At 61.8% G+C, this 18,202-nt stretch carries 30 protein-coding genes and 1 pseudogene; all 31 read right to left on the reverse strand.

Annotated elements, in window-relative coordinates; genetic code table 11:
• Nucleotides 1-6: 6 nt before the first annotated feature.
• On the reverse strand, nucleotides 7-426 hold the full coding sequence (locus PCJ21_RS21430; protein WP_269933471.1) for a TIGR01244 family sulfur transferase: 420 nt from the start codon (nucleotides 424-426) through the stop codon (nucleotides 7-9).
• A 101-nt stretch (nucleotides 427-527) separates the two neighbouring features.
• Nucleotides 528-1,826 carry a replication-associated recombination protein A gene (locus tag PCJ21_RS21435; RefSeq protein ID WP_269933472.1) on the reverse strand — a complete coding sequence of 433 codons (1,299 nt, stop codon included), beginning with the start codon at nucleotides 1,824-1,826 and terminating at the stop codon, nucleotides 528-530.
• Between the two features lie 82 nt (nucleotides 1,827-1,908).
• Nucleotides 1,909-3,390 carry a DegQ family serine endoprotease gene (locus PCJ21_RS21440; RefSeq protein ID WP_269933473.1) on the reverse strand — a complete coding sequence of 494 codons (1,482 nt, stop codon included), beginning with the start codon at nucleotides 3,388-3,390 and terminating at the stop codon, nucleotides 1,909-1,911.
• 194 nt (nucleotides 3,391-3,584) lie between these two features.
• Nucleotides 3,585-4,013, reverse strand: a complete 429-nt coding sequence (rplQ, locus tag PCJ21_RS21445; RefSeq protein ID WP_269933474.1) for a 50S ribosomal protein L17 — start codon at nucleotides 4,011-4,013, stop codon at nucleotides 3,585-3,587.
• Nucleotides 4,014-4,122: 109 nt separating this feature from the next.
• Nucleotides 4,123-5,133, reverse strand: a complete 1,011-nt coding sequence (locus tag PCJ21_RS21450; RefSeq protein ID WP_269933475.1) for a DNA-directed RNA polymerase subunit alpha — start codon at nucleotides 5,131-5,133, stop codon at nucleotides 4,123-4,125.
• Nucleotides 5,134-5,229: 96 nt separating this feature from the next.
• A complete protein-coding gene (rpsK, locus tag PCJ21_RS21455) occupies nucleotides 5,230-5,619 on the reverse strand; it encodes a 30S ribosomal protein S11 (protein ID WP_024924781.1) in 390 nt (129 codons plus the stop codon).
• A 127-nt stretch (nucleotides 5,620-5,746) separates the two neighbouring features.
• Nucleotides 5,747-6,115 carry a 30S ribosomal protein S13 gene (gene rpsM / locus PCJ21_RS21460; RefSeq protein WP_269933476.1) on the reverse strand — a complete coding sequence of 123 codons (369 nt, stop codon included), beginning with the start codon at nucleotides 6,113-6,115 and terminating at the stop codon, nucleotides 5,747-5,749.
• 187 nt (nucleotides 6,116-6,302) lie between these two features.
• Nucleotides 6,303-6,893 carry an adenylate kinase gene (locus tag PCJ21_RS21465; protein WP_269933477.1) on the reverse strand — a complete coding sequence of 197 codons (591 nt, stop codon included), beginning with the start codon at nucleotides 6,891-6,893 and terminating at the stop codon, nucleotides 6,303-6,305.
• Nucleotides 6,890-8,230 (reverse strand): preprotein translocase subunit SecY, encoded by a 1,341-nt coding sequence (gene secY, locus PCJ21_RS21470; protein WP_269933478.1) that lies wholly within the window; start codon nucleotides 8,228-8,230, stop codon nucleotides 6,890-6,892. Before secY ends, PCJ21_RS21465 begins: the two co-directional genes overlap by 4 nt.
• A gap of 131 nt (nucleotides 8,231-8,361) precedes the next feature.
• On the reverse strand, nucleotides 8,362-8,835 hold the full coding sequence (rplO, locus tag PCJ21_RS21475; protein WP_115732099.1) for a 50S ribosomal protein L15: 474 nt from the start codon (nucleotides 8,833-8,835) through the stop codon (nucleotides 8,362-8,364).
• Between the two features lie 21 nt (nucleotides 8,836-8,856).
• Nucleotides 8,857-9,054, reverse strand: coding sequence for a 50S ribosomal protein L30 (gene rpmD / locus PCJ21_RS21480; protein ID WP_067961904.1), 198 nt, complete (start codon nucleotides 9,052-9,054; stop codon nucleotides 8,857-8,859).
• 28 nt (nucleotides 9,055-9,082) lie between these two features.
• Entirely contained in the window at nucleotides 9,083-9,652 is a 570-nt protein-coding gene (gene rpsE / locus PCJ21_RS21485) for a 30S ribosomal protein S5 (protein WP_109577154.1), read from the reverse strand.
• 129 nt (nucleotides 9,653-9,781) lie between these two features.
• Nucleotides 9,782-10,141 carry a 50S ribosomal protein L18 gene (gene rplR / locus PCJ21_RS21490; RefSeq protein WP_269933479.1) on the reverse strand — a complete coding sequence of 120 codons (360 nt, stop codon included), beginning with the start codon at nucleotides 10,139-10,141 and terminating at the stop codon, nucleotides 9,782-9,784.
• A gap of 87 nt (nucleotides 10,142-10,228) precedes the next feature.
• Entirely contained in the window at nucleotides 10,229-10,762 is a 534-nt protein-coding gene (rplF, locus tag PCJ21_RS21495) for a 50S ribosomal protein L6 (protein WP_269933480.1), read from the reverse strand.
• Nucleotides 10,763-10,797: 35 nt separating this feature from the next.
• Nucleotides 10,798-11,196 carry a 30S ribosomal protein S8 gene (gene rpsH / locus PCJ21_RS21500; protein WP_055976439.1) on the reverse strand — a complete coding sequence of 133 codons (399 nt, stop codon included), beginning with the start codon at nucleotides 11,194-11,196 and terminating at the stop codon, nucleotides 10,798-10,800.
• 12 nt (nucleotides 11,197-11,208) lie between these two features.
• Complete coding sequence (rpsN, locus tag PCJ21_RS21505; protein ID WP_055976436.1) at nucleotides 11,209-11,514, reverse strand: 30S ribosomal protein S14; 306 nt, start codon at nucleotides 11,512-11,514, stop codon at nucleotides 11,209-11,211.
• Between the two features lie 27 nt (nucleotides 11,515-11,541).
• Nucleotides 11,542-12,099 (reverse strand): 50S ribosomal protein L5, encoded by a 558-nt coding sequence (gene rplE, locus PCJ21_RS21510; protein ID WP_269933481.1) that lies wholly within the window; start codon nucleotides 12,097-12,099, stop codon nucleotides 11,542-11,544.
• On the reverse strand, nucleotides 12,092-12,406 hold the full coding sequence (gene rplX, locus PCJ21_RS21515) for a 50S ribosomal protein L24 (RefSeq protein ID WP_269933482.1): 315 nt from the start codon (nucleotides 12,404-12,406) through the stop codon (nucleotides 12,092-12,094). Before rplX ends, rplE begins: the two co-directional genes overlap by 8 nt.
• Nucleotides 12,407-12,418: 12 nt before the next feature.
• On the reverse strand, nucleotides 12,419-12,787 hold the full coding sequence (gene rplN / locus PCJ21_RS21520) for a 50S ribosomal protein L14 (protein WP_006205457.1): 369 nt from the start codon (nucleotides 12,785-12,787) through the stop codon (nucleotides 12,419-12,421).
• A gap of 72 nt (nucleotides 12,788-12,859) precedes the next feature.
• Complete coding sequence (gene rpsQ, locus PCJ21_RS21525) at nucleotides 12,860-13,099, reverse strand: 30S ribosomal protein S17 (RefSeq protein WP_269933483.1); 240 nt, start codon at nucleotides 13,097-13,099, stop codon at nucleotides 12,860-12,862.
• Between the two features lie 11 nt (nucleotides 13,100-13,110).
• Entirely contained in the window at nucleotides 13,111-13,311 is a 201-nt protein-coding gene (rpmC, locus tag PCJ21_RS21530) for a 50S ribosomal protein L29 (RefSeq protein ID WP_269933484.1), read from the reverse strand.
• 13 nt (nucleotides 13,312-13,324) lie between these two features.
• Nucleotides 13,325-13,738 carry a 50S ribosomal protein L16 gene (gene rplP / locus PCJ21_RS21535; protein WP_055976423.1) on the reverse strand — a complete coding sequence of 138 codons (414 nt, stop codon included), beginning with the start codon at nucleotides 13,736-13,738 and terminating at the stop codon, nucleotides 13,325-13,327.
• A gap of 27 nt (nucleotides 13,739-13,765) precedes the next feature.
• Nucleotides 13,766-14,485: a 30S ribosomal protein S3 gene (gene rpsC, locus PCJ21_RS21540; RefSeq protein WP_269933485.1), complete on the reverse strand. Its 720-nt coding sequence runs from the start codon at nucleotides 14,483-14,485 to the stop codon at nucleotides 13,766-13,768.
• Nucleotides 14,485-14,874, reverse strand: a complete 390-nt coding sequence (rplV, locus tag PCJ21_RS21545; protein WP_055976417.1) for a 50S ribosomal protein L22 — start codon at nucleotides 14,872-14,874, stop codon at nucleotides 14,485-14,487. Before rplV ends, rpsC begins: the two co-directional genes overlap by 1 nt.
• Before the next feature lies 1 nt (nucleotide 14,875).
• Nucleotides 14,876-15,154 (reverse strand): 30S ribosomal protein S19, encoded by a 279-nt coding sequence (gene rpsS, locus PCJ21_RS21550; protein WP_055976414.1) that lies wholly within the window; start codon nucleotides 15,152-15,154, stop codon nucleotides 14,876-14,878.
• 15 nt (nucleotides 15,155-15,169) lie between these two features.
• Nucleotides 15,170-16,003, reverse strand: coding sequence for a 50S ribosomal protein L2 (gene rplB / locus PCJ21_RS21555; RefSeq protein WP_269933486.1), 834 nt, complete (start codon nucleotides 16,001-16,003; stop codon nucleotides 15,170-15,172).
• A 22-nt stretch (nucleotides 16,004-16,025) separates the two neighbouring features.
• Nucleotides 16,026-16,319 carry a 50S ribosomal protein L23 gene (locus tag PCJ21_RS21560; protein WP_108608188.1) on the reverse strand — a complete coding sequence of 98 codons (294 nt, stop codon included), beginning with the start codon at nucleotides 16,317-16,319 and terminating at the stop codon, nucleotides 16,026-16,028.
• Nucleotides 16,316-16,936 (reverse strand): 50S ribosomal protein L4, encoded by a 621-nt coding sequence (gene rplD, locus PCJ21_RS21565; RefSeq protein WP_269933487.1) that lies wholly within the window; start codon nucleotides 16,934-16,936, stop codon nucleotides 16,316-16,318. The genes PCJ21_RS21560 and rplD overlap by 4 nt, the downstream gene beginning before the upstream one ends.
• On the reverse strand, nucleotides 16,936-17,646 hold the full coding sequence (gene rplC, locus PCJ21_RS21570; RefSeq protein WP_269933488.1) for a 50S ribosomal protein L3: 711 nt from the start codon (nucleotides 17,644-17,646) through the stop codon (nucleotides 16,936-16,938). Before rplC ends, rplD begins: the two co-directional genes overlap by 1 nt.
• A gap of 58 nt (nucleotides 17,647-17,704) precedes the next feature.
• Entirely contained in the window at nucleotides 17,705-18,013 is a 309-nt protein-coding gene (gene rpsJ, locus PCJ21_RS21575) for a 30S ribosomal protein S10 (RefSeq protein ID WP_006205468.1), read from the reverse strand.
• A 64-nt stretch (nucleotides 18,014-18,077) separates the two neighbouring features.
• Nucleotides 18,078-18,202: pseudogene (gene tuf / locus PCJ21_RS21580) on the reverse strand (elongation factor Tu); the annotation flags it as partial.

Genomic DNA, 18,202 nt, shown 5'->3' on the forward strand with positions numbered 1-18,202 from the left:
GTCTGGTCAGCAATTGTCAGTGAGCCAGGCCTTGGCGCCGGCAAGATTGATGCCGTGCCTCGCGCCAAGCTCATCCAGCCCGGCTGCATCCAAGCGGCCAGAAAGCACCTCGCCGATCGCCCAAAGACTTAACGACCGTGCCCCCGACTTGCAGTGGGCAAGCACAGGCCCATCGGCGCCAGCAACTGCTGCCTGGAAGTTTTCAACGGCCTTGCGGGTGATCTGTCCCGGCACGACAGGAATATGGACAAATTCCATGCCGAGCTGCCCTGCCCGCGCTGCGGCTTCGGCCACGGTCGGTTGGCCGGGCTCCTCGCCTTCAGGCCGATTGTTGATGATTCTGGTCACTCCGGCGGCGCGCGCGGCTGCCAGTTCAGCATCAGTCGGTTGACCGGAAATCCAGAGCGTGTCGGTTATCTGCTTCATCATACATCCTCGCTGGCCCGTCGGGCATCGCCTGAGGTCAATTTATGTATGATTGCATTTTATTGCAAGCGTATCTTTGCAATTATATCGACCGCGTCGGATCAGTCGCGGTCGGTTCGGCGCTTGCCCCAGAATTCGAGGCGCTTCTTCACCTCGCGCTCGAAGCCCCGCTCATTGGGCACGTAGAATTCCGGGCGGTTTGAACCGGCAAGCTGATCTGGCATGAACTCCTGTCCGGAGAAGGCGTCCGGATAGTCGTGATCGTATCTGTAGCCCTCGTGATAGCCGAGTTCCTTCATCAGCTTGGTCGGCGCATTGAGAACATGCTTCGGCGGCGCAAGCGAACCGGTCTGCTGCGCCAGCGCAATCGCCTGGTTGAAACCCATGTAGGACGCGTTCGATTTTGGTGCAGTCGCCACATAGGTGATCGCCTGAGCCATGAACAGGCGGCCCTCGGGCCAGCCGACACGCTCGAACGCCGTCCATGCCGCCACCACCTGCGGCATCGCCTGCGGATCCGCCATGCCGACATCTTCCGAGGCGGCACAAGCGAGGCGACGGAAGACCGTGCCGGGATGCTCGCCGCCGATCATCATCCGGGCCGCCCAATAGAGCGCGGCCTGGACGTCGCTGCCGCGCAGGCTTTTGTGGAAACAGCTGAGCAGATTGTAGTGCTCTTCCTGTCCCTTGTCGTAGACCGGCGCCCGCTTCTGCACCGCTTCGGCGAGACCTGCGACGTCGAGCCTGGTGTCCACCGGCAGCGCAAACAGTTCCTCGCACAGGCCGATGAGGTAGCGTCCGTCGCCGTCAGCCATATTGAGCAGCGCATCGCGGGCGTCGTCGTCGAGCGCCAGCTTCCGCCCGGCATGCGCTTCCGCCCGCTCGGCCAGGATGGCGAGGTCGGCTTTTTCGAAGCGCTTGAGCGTGTAGACTTTCGCCCGCGACAACAGTGCCGCGACCAGGCTGAAGCTCGGATTCTCCGTCGTCGCGCCGATCAGCACGATGGTGCCGTCCTCGACATGCGGCAGCAGCGCGTCCTGCGTGGTGCGGTTGAAGCGATGCAGTTCGTCGACGAACACGACGGTCTGCCTCCCTGCCCCGGAACGCAGTTGCTTGGCGGCATCAACGACCTTGCGCAAGTCGGCGACGCCGGACAGCACGGCAGACAGCTGGACGAAATCGAGCCCGACCTCTTTGGCGACCAGCCGGGCAATCGTCGTCTTGCCGACCCCTGGGGGGCCCCAGAGGATGAAGGACGAGACCTTGCGCGCCTTGACCATGCGCCCGATCGGTCCGTCGGGGCCAAGCAGGTGGTCCTGCCCGATGACTTCCGACAGCCGCTGCGGGCGGAGCGTTTCGGCCAGCGGGCGCGGTACGGCCTCGTCGAACAGCGAACTCACGGCGTCACCTGCCCGGGCGCGTGGACGCCGCGCCAAAGCGCCGGCATCGCGTATTTGACGTAGCTCCGGCGCATGGCTGCGGTCAGTACCTCAGCATCTGGCGCATCAGGCGACCGTCACGCTCGACGGTAAAACGCCACCAGCGCGTATCCTCTTCGGAGATCTGCTTCAACTTCTCGGCGCTGTCGATGAGTTCGCCATTGACCTCGCGCACGATGTCGCCGGCCTGGAAGCCGAAACCGGCAGCCGGCGAGCCGCTATCGATGCCGATGATCGCCACGCCCTTGGTGTCGGTGCCGACGCGCAGACGCTGGGCGAGCCGCGGCGACAGCGCCGCAACCTTGGCGCCGGCAAACGGGCTGCGACCGCGCAGCACGATTTCGTTCGAGCTAGCCCCCTCCGGGGCGCGCTCGAGCGTCACCTCGACGGCCTTTTCCTCGCCTTTGCTCAGCACCGAAAGCGTCGCCTTCGCCCCGATCGCCTGGGTGGCGAGGCGATAGTCGAGCGCTTCCATGTGCTCGACCGCAGCGCCATTGAACGACAGCACCACGTCGCCGGGCTTGATGCCGGCGCGCGCAGCCGGGCCGTTCTCCTCGACCGACGAGACGATCGCGCCCGTGGGATGGTCCATGCCGAGCGATTCGGCGATCTGCGCGGTGACGGCGTCGAACTGGGCACCGACATAGGGGCGCTCGAAGAACTCCGCGCCGCTCCTGGCCGCATCGACAAAGGCGCGCACCATGTTGGAAGGGATCGCAAACCCGATGCCTATCGAGCCCCCGGTACGGCTGAAGATTGCCGTATTGATGCCGACCATCTGGCCGCCCATGTTGATGAGAGCGCCACCGGAATTGCCCGGATTGATCGCGGCGTCGGTCTGGATGAAGAAGCCGGAATCCGAGACGCCGATATGTGTCCGTGCCAGAGCGGAAACGATGCCGCTGGTGGTGGTCTGCCCGACGCCAAACGGATTGCCGATCGCCAATACCAGGTCGCCGACTTCCAGGGCGTCGGAATCAGCGATGGCGATCGACTGGAACGGCTTGTCGGAATCGATCTTCAGCACTGCGAGATCGAGCGTGTCGTCTTTCAGCAGGACCTTGCTGTTGAACTCACGCCCGTCGGACAACGCGACCTTGATCTGGTCCGCATCCTGGACGACGTGGTTGTTGGTGACGACGATGCCGCTCGGATCGACAAGCACGCCGGAGCCCAGCGAAGAGCGATTGCGCGGCGCCCCGCCACCGAAGAACTGCTCGAAGAACGGATCGCCCTCGAATGGCGAACGAACCTTGGCCTGCTTGGAGGCGTAGACATTGACAACAGCGCCCGCCGTCTCCTTGACGAGCGGGGCAAAGGACAACTGCATCTCGCCGCGCCCGAAAGGCACCCGCTTGTCCGGCCCCTGGGTGGCCGAGCCATCGCCCTTACCGCCGCTCAACAGGTCGGTGAGGACGTCCGAAAGACCCGGATCCTGGGCGGGTTTTGCCTCCTGGGCGGAAACAGGCCCGGCGAGCGCCAGCCAGGCGCTCAGCATGAGCAGGGAAAATCGTTTCGCGCGCATGGCGAATCCTCCAACGCATAATTGGCGCCATTGTCCCGACGATTGTGCAAATTGAAAGGCTGCGCGAGCCCCAAATGCGCTTATTTCCGCGCGGCTTCGCATACGTGTTGGGGCGACAGTCGAACGCCCCTGCCCTCAGACAAAACAAAAGGGGCCACGAGGGCCCCTTCGTTCATTCCATCGATGCTGAAAGCTTACGCAGCTTCGGATTCGTTGGCTGCTTCTGCTTCGAGACGAGCGCGGTCGCCGGCGCCCTTGGCCGAGGTGTCGCGATCGACGAACTCGATGACTGCCATGGCGGCGTTGTCACCACGACGGAAGCCAGCCTTCATGATGCGCAGGTAGCCGCCGTTGCGGGTGCCATAACGCGGCGCGACGACGTCGAACAGACGCTTCACGACGTTCTCATTGCCGATCTGGGCGATGACCTGGCGGCGGGCATGCAGGTCGCCGCGCTTGCCGAGCGTCACCAGCTTCTCGACGATCGGACGCAGGTCCTTCGCCTTTTCGAGAGTGGTCACGATCTGCTCGTGCTCGATCAGCGAAACCGCGAGGTTGGCGAACATGGACTTGCGGTGGCTTACGCTGCGGGCGAAGCGACGGCCTTTGAAACCGTGGCGCATGGCTCTTTTCCTTCTTCAATTGTTCAAGAGGCCACGGCCTCCGATGGTTTTCCGCAAGGCCGTCGGACCGGAATATCCGGTCCTCGGAACCATGCTCGACTAAGTCTTCTTAGTACTGGTCTTCGTATCGCTTGGCGAGGTCTTCGATGTTCTCCGGCGGCCAGTCCTGCACTTCCATACCGAGGTGCAGGCCCATTGCAGCCAGAACTTCCTTGATCTCGTTGAGCGACTTGCGGCCGAAGTTCGGCGTCCGCAGCATCTCTGCTTCCGTCTTCTGGATCAGGTCGCCGATGTAAACGATGTTGTCGTTCTTCAGGCAGTTGGCCGAACGGACCGACAGCTCGAGTTCGTCAACCTTCTTGAGCAGCGCCGGGTTGAAGGCGAGCTCGGTGACGGCCTCTGCCGCGACTTCCTTCTGCGGCTCGTCGAAGTTGACGAACAGCGCCAGCTGGTCCTGCAGGATGCGTGCGGCGAATGCCACTGCGTCCTCGCCGGTGATCGAACCGTCCGTCTCGATGGTCATGGTCAGCTTGTCGTAATCGAGAACCTGGCCCTCGCGGGTGTTTTCGACCTTGTACGAAACCTTCTTGACCGGCGAGTAGAGGCTGTCGACGGGGATGAGCCCGATCGGAGCGTCTTCGGCGCGGTTGCGGTCTGCCGGCACGTAGCCCTTGCCGGTATCAACGGTGAACTCCATACGGATCTCCGCGCCCTCGTCGAGGGTGCAGATGACGTGGTCGGGATTCAGGATCTCGACGTCGCCAACCGTCTGGATGTCGCCTGCCAGCACGGCGCCAGGGCCCTGCTTGCGAACGACCATGCGCTTGGGACCATCGCCTTCCATGCGGATGGCGATTTCCTTGATGTTGAGCACGATGTCGGTCACGTCCTCGCGGACGCCGCCGATCGACGAGAACTCATGCAGGACGCCGTCGATCTGGACGGCGGTCACGGCAGCGCCGCGAAGCGACGACAGCAGAACGCGGCGAAGAGCGTTGCCGAGCGTCAGGCCGAAGCCGCGCTCGAGAGGCTCTGCGATCAGCGTCGTCAGCGTCTTCTTCTTCGACGAGAACTCGATCTTGTTCGGCTTGATCAGTTCCTGCCAGTTTTTCTGGATCATATTCGCTTCCTTCCGCTAGCCCGAAACCATCCAATCGTGACGGGCGACCTGGAAGCCGCGGACGGGCGCAATGCACCCGCGCGGCGGTGAAATAGCTTAGACGCGACGCTTCTTGCGCGGGCGGCAGCCATTGTGCGGGATCGGCGTCACGTCGCGGATCGACGTGATGGTGAAGCCCGCAGCCTGGAGCGCGCGCAAAGCCGATTCACGACCCGAACCCGGACCGCAAACTTCGACTTCGAGCATGCGCATGCCGTGTTCCTGGGCCTTCTTGGCAACGTCTTCAGCGGCCATCTGGGCAGCGAACGGGGTCGACTTGCGCGAACCCTTGAAGCCCTGGGCACCAGCAGACGACCAGGCAATCGCGTTGCCCTGTGCGTCGGAAATGGTGATCATGGTGTTGTTGAAGGTCGAATTCACGTGGGCAACGCCCGACGAGATGTTCTTGCGTTCGCGACGACGAACGCGTGCGGCTTCCTTAGCCATGGCAGTCCTTTCAGTTGATCTCTTCACCGCCGTAATACCAGCGGCTACACCAGCCTGCGTTTAAGGTGTCAGGCCGAACACCCGCCCAAAAGGCGAAGCCGGCGGGCCGAAACCCGCCGGAAAGCGATTACTTCTTCTTGCCGGCGATTGCCTTGGCCGGGCCCTTGCGGGTGCGCGCATTGGTATGCGTGCGCTGGCCACGAACCGGCAGCGAGCGGCGGTGACGGAGACCGCGGTAGCAGCCGAGATCCATCAGGCGCTTGATGTTGATCGAAACTTCGCGGCGCAGATCGCCTTCGACCTGGTAGTCGCGGTCGATCGTCTCGCGGATCGCCAGAACTTCGGCGTCGGTCAGCTGGTTGACGCGGCGCTCGGCCGGGATGCCGACCTTCTCGACGATCTCCTGGGCGAACCTCTTGCCAATGCCGTGAATGTACTGAAGCGCGATCACAACGCGCTTGTTGGTCGGAATGTTAACGCCGGCTATACGAGCCATTTTTCAACTCCATGTGGGCCGGACAACGCCGGCGCTTCAAGTTATCCCGCGTCCGGTGGAGGCCGGCCCTTGCGGGTTTTCCGTATCAATACAACTCAATGCCCTTACGGGCAAACGAGTCATTACCTGAATGGAAGACGGGCCGCCATACTCCGGTTCGGCCCGTCCGTCAAGTCCTTGAGTGCAATCAGCGCAGCGTTGCCGCGATGATCTCTTCGATCTGCGCGGTCACATCGTCCATTGCGGCCATGCCGTCGACCTGCTGAAGCAAGTCGTTGGCGTAGTAGTAGCCGATCAGCGGCGCGGTCTTCTTGTAGTACTCGCGCAAGCGCTCGTCGAACACCTCGGCGTTGTCGTCCTTGCGCACCGGCTGGCCGGCGGCCCGGGCCTCTTCGGCCCGCTTGAGGATGCGGCCGACAAGAGCCTTGTCATCAACGACCAGCTCGATCACCACGTCGAGGAACATGCCGCGCTCAGCGAGCATGTCAGCGACTGCGTCGGCCTGGACCAGAGTGCGCGGATAGCCATCGAGAATGAAGCCACGCGCGCAATCGTCCTGATCGATCCGTTCGGCCACGATCGCGTTGACGATCTCGTCCGAGACAAGCTCGCCAGCGTCCATGACCGCCTTGGCGCGCTTGCCGACTTCGGTTTCCGCCTTGACCGCTGCGCGCAGCATGTCGCCGGTTGAGAGCTGAGGTATGCCGTGCTTTTCGACCAGCCTCTGTGCCTGCGTCCCCTTGCCCGCTCCGGGCGGTCCAAGCAATATCAGCCTCATCTTCCCCTCTTTCCTCCGCGGAGCTTCGACTTCTTGATCAGCCCTTCATACTGGTGGGCGATCAGATGACCCTGAATCTGCGCCACCGTATCAAGCGTTACATTGACCACGATCAGAAGCGAAGTACCACCAAGGTAGAAAGGCACGCCTGTCGCTGAAATCAGGAATTCCGGCAGCAGGCAGATCAGGACGAGATAGGCAGCACCGACGACCGTAACACGGGTCAGCACGTAATCGATGTATTCTGCCGTGCGTTCACCCGGGCGATAGCCAGGGATGAAGCCCGAGTGCTTCTTCAGCTGGTCGGCCGTGTCCTTCGGATTGAAGACGATGGCCGTGTAGAAGAAAGCGAAGAACACGATCATTGCAGCGTAGAGCAGCATGTAGAGCGGCTGGCCGTGGCCGAGCGCCGCCATCATGGTGCTGACCCAGCCGGGCAGCGTCGCAGTGTTCGAGAAGCCCGCAACGGTCGCCGGCAGCAGCAGCAGCGACGAAGCGAAGATCGGAGGGATGACGCCTGCGGTGTTGAGCTTCAGCGGCAGGTGCGAGGTGTCGCCCTGGAACATGCGGTTGCCGACCTGGCGCTTCGGATACTGGATCAAAAGGCGACGCTGGGCGCGCTCGAAGAACACGATGACAGCGATGACGACGATGGCCAGAACGATGATCGCCAGGATCAGGCCGGTCGACAGCGCGCCGGTACGGCCGAGTTCGAGCGTGCCGCTGATGGCGCTGGGCAGACCGGCAACGATGCCGGCGAAGATGATCAGCGAAATACCGTTGCCGATGCCGCGCGCCGTGATCTGCTCGCCAAGCCACATCAGGAACATGGTGCCGCCAACGAGCGTGATGACCGTGGAGGCCCGGAAGAACATGCCCGGATCGCTGACGATGCCGTTGCCGCCCTCAAGACCGACGGAAATGCCGTAGGCCTGCACGATCGCCAGCAGCACGGTGCCGTAGCGGGTGTACTGATTGATGACCTTGCGGCCCTGCTCGCCTTCCTTCTTCAGCGCTTCAAGCGACGGAACGACCGACGTCATGAGCTGCATGATGATGGAGGCCGAGATGTAGGGCATGATGCCCAGGGCAAAGATCGCCATGCGCTGCACGGCACCGCCGGCGAACATGTTGAAAATGCCGAGGACGCCGCGGCTCTGCTGCGTGAAAGCCTGCGCGAAGGCGTCAGGATTGATTCCGGGAAGCGGAATGTAGGTGCCAAGGCGATAGACCAAAAGCGCGCCCAGCGTAAACCAGATGCGTTTCTTGAGATCTTCGGCCTTAGCGAAGGCTGCGAAATTCAGATTGGATGCTAGTTGTTCAGCAGCCGATGCCATTCAGGATTCTCCGCTTGGTCACGCCGCTGACCGCAGATGGGCGCGGCGCGTGTCACCGAAGCCACGAGATAGGCTCCGGACGGCAAACATGCAAGCGGCGGTATTTCTACCGCCGCCCACTTGATCAGCCTTTACTCGGCGGCTGCCACTTCCGGTAGCTTCACCGATCCTCCGGCCTTTTCGATCTTTTCGATCGCAGGCTTGGAAGCGCCGGCTACGTCAAAGGCCACCTTGGCCTTGAGCTCGCCGTCGCCGAGGATGCGGACGCCGTCCTTGACGCGGCGAATCACGCCGGCCTTGACGAGAGCTTCCGCAGTCACGGTCTCCTTCGCATCGAGCTTCTTGGCATCGATCGCGACCTGAATGCGGGCCAGCGAAACGGTGTTGTAGCTCTTGGCGAAAATGTTGGTGAAGCCGCGCTTCGGCAGGCGACGATAGAGCGGCATCTGGCCACCCTCGAAGCCGTTGATCGCGACGCCCGAACGAGCCTTCTGGCCCTTGACGCCGCGGCCGCCGGTCTTGCCGGAGCCCGAGCCGATACCACGGCCAAGACGCTTCTTGGAGTGGGTGGCGCCGGCGTTGTCACGCAGATCGTTGAGTTTCATCTTCTATCTCCTGCGATCGGCCTACGCCTCGTCCACAACGCGGACGAGATGCTGGACAGCTGCGATCATGCCGCGCACGGAAGGCGTATCTTCCAGGGTGCGCTTGCGATGCATCTTGTTGAGGCCGAGGCCGACAAGCGTTGCACGCTGCTCCTTCGGACGACGGATCGGGCTACCGATCTGCTCGACGGTGATGGTCTTGGTTGCTTTCTTGGCCATGGTCATTGTCCCTGGTCAGCTCGAGCGACTATTCTTCAGCCGCTACGGCGGTGCCGCGGCGGGCCTGAAGCGTCGAATACTTGATGCCGCGCTGTGCAGCCACATCCTTGGGATGCATCTGGCTCTTCAGCGCATCGAAGGTCGCACGAACCATGTTGTACGGGTTCGACGAACCCATCGACTTGGCGACGACGTCGTGCATGCCGAGCGTCTCGAAGACAGCGCGCATAGGACCGCCGGCGATGATGCCGGTACCCTGCTTGGCGGAGCGCAGCAGAACGCGACCTGCGCCCCAACGGCCTTCAACGTCGTGGTGCAGCGTACGGCCCGAGCGCAGCGGCACGAAAATCATGTCGCGCTTGGCCGATTCAGTTGCCTTGCGGATCGCTTCCGGCACTTCGCGAGCCTTGCCGTGACCGAAGCCAACGCGGCCCTTCTGGTCGCCGACAACGACGAGTGCTGCAAAACCGAAACGCCGGCCGCCCTTGACGACCTTGGCAACGCGGTTGATGTGAACGAGCTTATCGACGAATTCGCTGTCGCGCTCTTCGCGGTCACGGCTACGCTCGCGACCACCTTCCCTACGTTCTTGTGCCATATTCCTATCCTTATTTTTTTCCGGAAGCACGGAGGTTAAAAACCAAATCCGGCGTCTATAGCGTCGCCGGATTTAATGCAACTGTTCAGTGATGCGACGCAGCGCCACGCGCTGCGCCGTAAGACGCGATCAGAAGTTCAGACCACCTTCGCGGGCGGCTTCGGCAAGTGCCTTGACGCGGCCGTGATAGATGTATGCGCCGCGATCGAAAACGACGTCCTTGACGCCTGCCTTCGAAGCGCGCTCGGCGATCAGCTTGCCGACAGCGGTCGCTGCAGCAGTGTCGGCGCCGGTCTTCAGCGTGCCCTTGAGATCCTTCTCGAGAGTCGAAGCGGCAGCGAGCGTACGGCCGTTGGCGTCGTCGATGACCTGGACGTAGATGTTCTTCGACGTGCGGTGAACCGACAGACGCGGACGGCCGTTGGCGACCTTCTTGATCTGGCGGCGAATGCGTGCCGAGCGGCGCAGCGTGGTTTCTTTCGAAGCCATTGTAGCAGTTCCTTGCCTTCTGAAACGGGCGCGGCCATCTGCGGTAAGCCCAAACGCTTCCCGCGACCGCGCACCGCGGCGTTGATATTACTTCTTCTTGCCTTCTTTGCGGACGATCTTCTCGCCAGCATAGCGCACGCCCTTGCCCTTGTAGGGCTCGGGACCACGGTATTCGCGGATTTCCGCAGCGACCTGACCGACCTGCTGCTTGTCCATACCGTTGACCACGATTTCGGTCGGCTTCGGCACCGTGATGGTGATGCCTTCGGGCGTCTGGTAGACGACGTCGTGCGAGAAGCCAAGTGCCAGCTGCAGGTTCTTGCCCTGGAGAGCTGCACGGTAACCGACGCCGGTGATTTCGAGCTTCTTTTCGAAGCCGTCCTTCACGCCGGTCAGGATGTTGACGATCTGCGTGCGCGACATGCCCCACTTGGAGCGCGCGTCCTTAGACTGGTCGCGCGGCTGAACGGCGATTTCGCCGTTCTCCATGTTGACCAGCACTTCGTCGTTGACCACGAACTTCAGCTCGCCCTTGGGGCCCTTCGCCGTAACGGTCTGGCCGTTGACGGAAGCGGTAACGCCCTGCGGAAGCTGAACGGGTTTCTTGCCAATACGAGACATAGTCCTCGTGCCTTTCTTGTTTCAGCCTACGCAGATCAGAAGATCTGGCAGAGGATTTCCCCGCCGACGTTCTGTTCGCGCGCTTCGTGGTCGGCCATCACACCCTTCGGGGTCGAAAGGATCGAGATGCCGAGGCCATTGGCAACAGGCGGAATCGACTTGGACGAGACGTAGACGCGGCGGCCCGGCTTGGAAACGCGAGCAATTTCGCGGATCACCGGCTGGCCGTCGAAGTACTTCAGCTCGATTTCGATCTCGGACTTGCCGTTTTCGAAGTCGGTCTGGCTGTAGTCGCGGATGTAGCCTTCAGACTTCAGCACGTCGAGGACGCGGGCGCGCAGCCTGGACGCAGGCGTCGACACAGTCGACTTCTTGCGGCCATAGGCATTGCGGATGCGGGTCAGCATATCGCCGAGAGGATCACTCAAAGACATATCAAATGCTCCTTACCAGCTCGACTTGACCAGGCCGGGGATTGCTCCCGTCGAACCCAGGTCGCGAAGGGCGATACGCGACATCTTAAGCTTGCGATAGTAGGCACGCGGACGGCCGGTCACTTCGCAACGATTACGGATACGGATCTTGGCCGAATTGCGCGGCAGTGCGGCGAGCTTGAGCTGCGCACGGAAGCGTTCCTCGATCGGCTTGGACTGATCCATGATGACGTCCTTGAGGGCCTTACGCTTGGCAGCGTACTGGTCCACAAGCTTGCGGCGCCGGTTATTCTTCTCGACTGAGCTGGTCTTTGCCATTTCAGATTTTTCCTTTTCTCGCTGCCGTTACTGCCGGAACGGGAAGTTGAAAGCCTTGAGCAGAGCCCGGGCCTCTTCGTCCGTCTTGGCGGTCGTGCAAACGATGATGTCCATACCCCACATCTGATCAACCTTGTCGTAGTTGATCTCGGGGAACACGATGTGCTCCTTCAGGCCCATAGCGTAATTTCCGCGGCCGTCAAAGCTTTTCGGGTTCAGGCCGCGAAAATCGCGAACGCGCGGCAATGCGATGTTCACGAGACGGTCCAGAAACTCGTACATGCGCTCCTGGCGGAGCGTGACCTTGGCGCCGATCGGCATCTGCTCACGCACCTTGAAGCCGGCGATCGACTTGCGGGCGCGAGTGATGACCGGCTTCTGGCCGGCGATCATTGCCAGGTCCTCGGCTGCAACCGACGGCTTCTTCGAATCCGCGGTGGCTTCGCCGACACCCATGTTGAGCACGATCTTGTCGATGCGCGGGATCTGCATGACGTTGTCGTACTTGAACTGTTCCTGCATCGCCTGGCGGATGGTCTCGTTGTAGACCGTCTTCAGACGCGGAGCGTTGGTTTCCTTAGCCATTGATGACTTCTCCCGAGCGCTTCGCGACGCGCACCTTCGTGCCGTCCTTCTGGACCTGGAAGCCAACGCGCGTCGGCTTGCCATCCTTGGGGTCGACGAGCGCGAGGTTCGACAGATGGATCGGCGCTTCCTTGGTAATGATCCCGCCCTCTTGGGTCTGGGACTGCTTCTGGTGGCGGCGAATCATGTTCACGCCACGGACAAGTGCCTTGTCGTCCTTCGGCTGGACAGCCAGCACTTCACCGGTGCGGCCCTTGTCCTTGCCGGCCAGAACGACAACCTTGTCGCCTTTACGGATCTTCTGCATTGTACCGGCTCCTTACAGCACTTCGGGCGCGAGCGAGATGATCTTCATGTGGTTCTTGGCGCGGAGTTCGCGCGGAACCGGCCCGAAGATACGCGTGCCGATAGGTTCTTTCTTGTTATCGACAAGAACGGCCGCGTTCTTGTCGAAACGGATCACGCTGCCGTCCGGACGACGGATGTCCTTGGCCGTGCGAACCACGACCGCCTTCATCACATCACCCTTCTTAACGCGGCCGCGCGGAATGGCTTCCTTGATCGACACCACGATGATGTCGCCAACGGAGGCATACTTCCGCTTCGAGCCGCCCAGCACCTTGATGCACATGACACGACGGGCGCCGGAATTATCCGCGACGTCGAGGTTTGTTTGCATCTGAATCATGACTGGCCGCCTTCTTCTTCTCTAACGGGATGGGCTACCGCCCTCCCCGGCTTGTCCAAAATTCGTTCGTTGTTACGCCTGGTCCGAAGACACAACGACCCAGCGCTTGTCCTTGGAGATCGGTGCCGACTCCTGGATGAACACGGTGTCGCCGACCTTGTGGGCGTTGTTTTCGTCGTGCGCCTTGTAGTTCTTCGACATACGCACGGTCTTCTTCATCACCGGGTGCGTGAAGCGACGTTCGACCTTGACGACGACCGTCTTCTCGTTCTTGTCGCTGACGACGGTACCCTGCAGGATGCGCTTTGGCATGGTTCTCGTCCTTAAGCCTTCTTACCGGCCGCTTTTTCGGCCGCGATGGTCTTGATACGCGCGATGTCCTTGCGGACCTGCTTCACGCGTGCCGTCTTCTCCAGCTGCCCGGTGGCCTTCTGGAAGCGCAGGTTGAACTGCTCCTTCTTCAGATTGCCGAGTTCGTCGGTGAGCTGGTCCTGGGTCTTGGTCCTGATGTCCGAAGCTTTCATGATCAGCCCTTCCTTATTCTGCGATGCGCTGAACGAAGCGCGTCCTGACCGAGAGCTTGGCGGCGCCGAGACGGAGCGCTTCACGCGCCACTTCTTCGGAAACGCCATCAATCTCGAACATCACGCGACCTGGCTTAATGCGGCATGCCCAGTAGTCGACGGCGCCCTTGCCCTTACCCATGCGGACTTCGGTCGGCTTCGACGTGACAGGGACGTCTGGGAAAATACGGATCCAGACGCGGCCCTGACGCTTCATTTCGCGGGTGATCGCGCGGCGAGCCGCCTCGATCTCACGTGCGGTGACGCGGTTCGGCTCAAGCGCCTTCAGTCCGAAGCCGCCGAAATCCAGGTTGGTGCCACCCTTCGCGGTACCGTGGATGCGGCCCTTGAACTGCTTACGGAACTTTGTGCGCTTTGGCTGCAGCATCGTTCTAACTCCAAATTCCTATGCGTGTCAGGCGTTTTCGCGACGGCGGCGCTCGGGACGCTCGCCAGCATGCGAATGCTCGCCTTCGGTTGCGCGACGCTCGGAAGCCATCGGGTCGTGCTCGAGGATCTCGCCCTTGAACACCCAGACCTTGACGCCGCAGATGCCGTAAGCCGTATGGGCTTCAGCCGTGCCATAGTCAACGTCGGCGCGCAGCGTGTGCAGCGGAACGCGACCTTCGCGGTACCACTCCATACGAGCGATTTCAGCGCCGCCGAGACGGCCCGAGCAGTTGATGCGGATGCCTTCGGCGCCGAGGCGCATGGCCGACTGCACGGCGCGCTTCATGGCGCGACGGAATGCAATGCGGCGCTCGAGCTGCTGGGCGATCGACTGTGCGACCAGCGTGGCGTCCGTCTCAGGCTTGCGAACCTCGACGATGTTGAGGTGCGTTTCGGACTTGGTCATCTCGGTCAGCTTCTTGCGAAGCTTTTCGATGTCTGCGCCCTTCTTGCCGATGATCAGGCCCGGACGAGCAGCGTGAATGGTCACGCGGCACTTCTTGTGGGGGCGCTCGATCACGATCTTGGAAATCGCGGCCTGCTTCAGTTCAGCCTCAAGATACTTGCGGATCTTGATGTCTTCATGCAGCAGCTTGCCGTATTCGCCGGTGTTTGCGTACCAGCGCGAGTCCCAGGTGCGGTTGATGCCGAGGCGGAGACCAATTGGATTGATTTTCTGGCCCATTATGCGGCCTCCCCTTTCTCTTCGACTTCACGAACGACGATCGTGAGGTGCGAAAACGGCTTCTCGATGCGGCTGGCGCGACCGCGGCCACGAGCGTGGAAACGCTTCATGACGATCGACTTGCCGACAAAGGCTTCCGCCACCACCAGCGCATCGACATCGAGGTCGTGATTGTTTTCAGCGTTGGCGATAGCCGATTCGAGGGTCTTTTTAACCGTACCGGCGATGCGCTTGCGCGAAAATTCCAGATCGGAAAGCGCGGTCGCTACCTTCTTGCCGCGGATAAGCGCGGCAACGAGGTTGAGCTTCTGCGGGCTGACCCGGATCGTGCGGAGAACCGCACGTGCCTCGTTGTCAGCAAGCCTGCGCGGAGCTTTGGCCTTGCCCATGTTACTTCCTCTTTGCCTTCTTGTCCGCGCCGTGACCGTAGTAGGTCCTGGTGGGAGCGAACTCACCGAACTTGTGGCCGACCATGTCCTCGTTCACCGAGACCGGGACGTGCTTCTGGCCGTTGTAGACACCGAAGGTGAGACCGACGAACTGCGGCAGGACAGTGGAGCGACGGCTCCACATCTTGATCACCTCATTGCGGCCACCCTCACGAACCTTCTCTGCCTTCTTGAGCAGATAGCCGTCAATGAACGGGCCTTTCCAGACTGAACGAGTCACTGGCGTTACCTCTTCTTAGCTCTTGCGCTGATGGCGCGAGCGCAGGATGAACTTGTCGGTCGCCTTGTTGGACCGCGTCTTCTTGCCCTTGGTGGGCTTGCCCCACGGGGTCACCGGATGGCGTCCGCCCGAGGTGCGGCCTTCACCACCGCCGTGCGGATGGTCGACCGGGTTCATGGTGACGCCGCGGTTGTGCGGACGCTTGCCACGCCAGACCGTGCGGCCAGCCTTACCGTCGTTGATGTTGCCGTGATCCGGGTTGGAAACGGCGCCGACGGTGGCCATGCACGAGCCGTGAACGACGCGCTGCTCACCCGAATTGAGGCGAAGGATCGCCATGCCCTGGTCGCGACCGACCAACTGGGCGTAGGCGCCAGCCGACCGAGCGACCTGGGCGCCCTTGCCGGGCTTCAGTTCGATGTTGTGCACGATCGTGCCGACCGGCATCGAAGCGAGCGGCATTGCGTTGCCCGGCTTCACGTCGGCCTGCTCGGAAGCGACGACCTTGTCGCCGGCCTGCAGACGCTGCGGAGCAATGATGTAGCTCAGCTCGCCGTCGTCGTACTTGATCAGCGCGATGAAGGCGGTGCGGTTCGGATCGTATTCCAGGCGCTCGACCGTGCCGACGACGTCAAACTTGCGACGCTTGAAGTCGATGATGCGGTACGAACGCTTGTGACCGCCGCCGATGAAGCGGGCCGTGATGCGACCGTAGTTGTTGCGGCCGCCCGACTTGGTCAGGCCTTCGGTCAAGCCCTTGACGGGCTTGCCCTTGTGGAGACCCGAGCGGTCAACGATGACCAGCTGGCGGGTGCTCGGCGTTACTGGCTTGAATTTCTTAAGTGCCATTGTCCTGTCCTCGCGGCCTAGCTCAGAGACCCGTCGCGACGTCGATCGACTGGCCGTCGGCCAGCGTCACTACCGCCTTCTTGACGTCGCTCTGGCGGCCGATCGTGCCGCGGAAGCGCTTCACCTTGCCCTTGCGGACCAGGGTGTTCACAGCAGTCACCTTCACGCCGAACAGCGCTTCGACGGCAGCCTTGATCTCAGGCTTGCTCGCCTTCTTGGCGACATTGAAGACGACCTGGTTGTATTCCGAAGCCATGGTCGACTTTTCGGTGATCGCGGGGCTCACGATCACGTCGTAGTGGCGGAGATCCGTCATTTGAAGCGCTCCTCGAGAGCCTCGACGGCGGCCTTCGAAAGGACCAGCGTGCCGCGGCGCAGAATGTCATAAACGTTGATGCCCTGGATCGGCAGAACATCGATGTTCGGGATGTTGGTCGCTGCGCGCTTGAAGTTGACGTCAAGCTCGGCGCCACCGATCACCAGGGCGTTGGTCAGGCCCAGCGTCGCGAAATTCGCGATCAGCGCCTTGGTCTTGCCTTCGGCGAGCGTCAGCTCGTCGACAATGATCAGGTTCGATGCCTTGGCCTTAGCCGACAGAGCATGCTTCAGACCGAGAGCACGAACCTTCTTGGGAAGATCATGCTCGTGGCTGCGCACGACCGGGCCGTGAGCCTTGCCGCCGCCGCGGAACTGCGGAGCGCGAGCCGAATGGTGACGAGCGCGGCCCGTACCCTTCTGCTTGTACATCTTGGCGCCGGTGCGCGCGATTTCCGCGCGACCCTTGGCCTTGTGCGTGCCCTGCTGCTTCTTGGCGAGCTGCCAGCGCACGACGCGCTGGAGAACGTCTTCGCGCGGGTCAAGGCCGAAGATCTCTTCCGAGAGCTCAACCTTGCCGGCATCCTTGCCTGCGAGGGTTGTAATCTTGAGGTCCATTATTCCGCTCCCTCGTTGGCCGGAGCCTTGTTGCTGGCAGCGCGGATCGCGGCCGGCTTCGGCGCATTCTCAGGAAGCGCAACCTTGGCGGCGTCGCGAACCAGGATCCATGCACCCTTCGAACCCGGAACCGCACCGCGGATCAGGATGAGACCGCGATCGGTGTCGGTGGAGACGACTTCGACGTTCTGGGTGGTGACGCGAACGTCGCCCATGTGGCCGGCCATCTTCTTGCCCTTGAACACCTTGCCCGGATCCTGGCGCTGACCAGTCGAACCGTGAGTACGGTGCGAGACCGAGTTACCGTGGGTAGCGCGACCACCACCGAAGTTGTGACGCTTGATGACGCCCTGGAAACCCTTACCGATCGTCGTGCCCGTCACGTCGACCTTCTGGCCGGCGACGAAATGCTCGACGGTGATTTCGGCGCCGACATCGAGCATGTTGTCAGCCGAGACGCGAAACTCCGCGACCTTCGACTTCGGCTCGACGGAAGCGGCAGCGAAATGACCGCGCATGGATTTCGACGTATTCTTCACCTTGGCCAGGCCAACGCCGAGCTGAACGGCGGTGTAGCCATTCTTCTCTTTCGTAAGCTGCGCCACGACCTGGCAGTTCTCCATGCGGAGAACGGTGACGGGAACGTGTTCGCCTGCGTCGTTGTAGACGCGGGTCATTCCCACCTTCTGTGCAATTACACCTGAACGCATCGGTTCGTTTTCCTTCAGAGGAGCCGGTTGGATCTTCTCGCGCGGCTCATGTTAGCTCTTAGAGCTTGATTTCGACGTCGACGCCTGCGGCGAGGTCGAGCTTCATCAGAGCATCGACGGTCTGCGGGGTCGGATCGACGATGTCCAGCAGACGCTTGTGCGTACGCATTTCGAACTGCTCGCGGCTCTTCTTGTCGACGTGCGGCGAGCGGTTCACCGTGAACTTCTCGATCCGCGTCGGCAGCGGGATCGGGCCGCGAACATTGGCGCCGGTGCGCTTCGCGGTCGACACGATCTCACGCGTCGAAGCGTCGAGAACCCGGTGGTCAAACGCCTTGAGGCGAATGCGGATATTCTGTCCGTTCATGGTCACTTCCTTGTTCTGGCGCGGCGCGGGCGTATTCCCGCCCGCGACAGATCGTTAATTCGGATTATTCTTTGATCGAAGCGACGATGCCGGCGCCGACGGTGCGGCCGCCTTCACGGATAGCGAAGCGCAGCTTCTCTTCCATGGCGATCGGCACGATCAGCTCGACGTCGACGGTGATGTTGTCGC

Source organism: Aminobacter sp. HY435 (assembly GCF_027568395.1).
Lineage (GTDB): Bacteria > Pseudomonadota > Alphaproteobacteria > Rhizobiales > Rhizobiaceae > Aminobacter.

Bases quoted from the DNA above. Each gene is read 5' to 3' on its own strand.
- PCJ21_RS21430 (WP_269933471.1), bottom strand. From the start codon at position 426: ATGAAGCAGATAACCGACACGCTCTGGATTTCCGGTCAACCGACTGAT.
- PCJ21_RS21440 (WP_269933473.1), bottom strand. From the start codon at position 3,390: ATGCGCGCGAAACGATTTTCCCTGCTCATGCTGAGCGCCTGGCTGGCG.
- rplQ (WP_269933474.1), bottom strand. From the start codon at position 4,013: ATGCGCCACGGTTTCAAAGGCCGTCGCTTCGCCCGCAGCGTAAGCCAC.
- PCJ21_RS21450 (WP_269933475.1), bottom strand. From the start codon at position 5,133: ATGATCCAGAAAAACTGGCAGGAACTGATCAAGCCGAACAAGATCGAG.
- rpsK (WP_024924781.1), bottom strand. From the start codon at position 5,619: ATGGCTAAGGAAGCCGCACGCGTTCGTCGTCGCGAACGCAAGAACATC.
- rpsM (WP_269933476.1), bottom strand. From the start codon at position 6,115: ATGGCTCGTATAGCCGGCGTTAACATTCCGACCAACAAGCGCGTTGTG.
- PCJ21_RS21465 (WP_269933477.1), bottom strand. From the start codon at position 6,893: ATGAGGCTGATATTGCTTGGACCGCCCGGAGCGGGCAAGGGGACGCAG.
- secY (WP_269933478.1), bottom strand. From the start codon at position 8,230: ATGGCATCGGCTGCTGAACAACTAGCATCCAATCTGAATTTCGCAGCC.
- rplO (WP_115732099.1), bottom strand. From the start codon at position 8,835: ATGAAACTCAACGATCTGCGTGACAACGCCGGCGCCACCCACTCCAAG.
- rpmD (WP_067961904.1), bottom strand. From the start codon at position 9,054: ATGGCCAAGAAAGCAACCAAGACCATCACCGTCGAGCAGATCGGTAGC.
- rpsE (WP_109577154.1), bottom strand. From the start codon at position 9,652: ATGGCACAAGAACGTAGGGAAGGTGGTCGCGAGCGTAGCCGTGACCGC.
- rplR (WP_269933479.1), bottom strand. From the start codon at position 10,141: ATGGCTTCGAAAGAAACCACGCTGCGCCGCTCGGCACGCATTCGCCGC.
- rplF (WP_269933480.1), bottom strand. From the start codon at position 10,762: ATGTCTCGTATTGGCAAGAAACCCGTTCAGCTTCCGCAGGGCGTTACC.
- rpsH (WP_055976439.1), bottom strand. From the start codon at position 11,196: ATGTCTTTGAGTGATCCTCTCGGCGATATGCTGACCCGCATCCGCAAT.
- rpsN (WP_055976436.1), bottom strand. From the start codon at position 11,514: ATGGCAAAGACCAGCTCAGTCGAGAAGAATAACCGGCGCCGCAAGCTT.
- rplE (WP_269933481.1), bottom strand. From the start codon at position 12,099: ATGGCTAAGGAAACCAACGCTCCGCGTCTGAAGACGGTCTACAACGAG.
- rplX (WP_269933482.1), bottom strand. From the start codon at position 12,406: ATGCAGAAGATCCGTAAAGGCGACAAGGTTGTCGTTCTGGCCGGCAAG.
- rplN (WP_006205457.1), bottom strand. From the start codon at position 12,787: ATGATTCAGATGCAAACAAACCTCGACGTCGCGGATAATTCCGGCGCC.
- rpsQ (WP_269933483.1), bottom strand. From the start codon at position 13,099: ATGCCAAAGCGCATCCTGCAGGGTACCGTCGTCAGCGACAAGAACGAG.
- rpmC (WP_269933484.1), bottom strand. From the start codon at position 13,311: ATGAAAGCTTCGGACATCAGGACCAAGACCCAGGACCAGCTCACCGAC.
- rplP (WP_055976423.1), bottom strand. From the start codon at position 13,738: ATGCTGCAGCCAAAGCGCACAAAGTTCCGTAAGCAGTTCAAGGGCCGC.
- rpsC (WP_269933485.1), bottom strand. From the start codon at position 14,485: ATGGGCCAGAAAATCAATCCAATTGGTCTCCGCCTCGGCATCAACCGC.
- rplV (WP_055976417.1), bottom strand. From the start codon at position 14,874: ATGGGCAAGGCCAAAGCTCCGCGCAGGCTTGCTGACAACGAGGCACGT.
- rplB (WP_269933486.1), bottom strand. From the start codon at position 16,003: ATGGCACTTAAGAAATTCAAGCCAGTAACGCCGAGCACCCGCCAGCTG.
- PCJ21_RS21560 (WP_108608188.1), bottom strand. From the start codon at position 16,319: ATGACGGATCTCCGCCACTACGACGTGATCGTGAGCCCCGCGATCACC.
- rplD (WP_269933487.1), bottom strand. From the start codon at position 16,936: ATGGACCTCAAGATTACAACCCTCGCAGGCAAGGATGCCGGCAAGGTT.
- rplC (WP_269933488.1), bottom strand. From the start codon at position 17,646: ATGCGTTCAGGTGTAATTGCACAGAAGGTGGGAATGACCCGCGTCTAC.
- rpsJ (WP_006205468.1), bottom strand. From the start codon at position 18,013: ATGAACGGACAGAATATCCGCATTCGCCTCAAGGCGTTTGACCACCGG.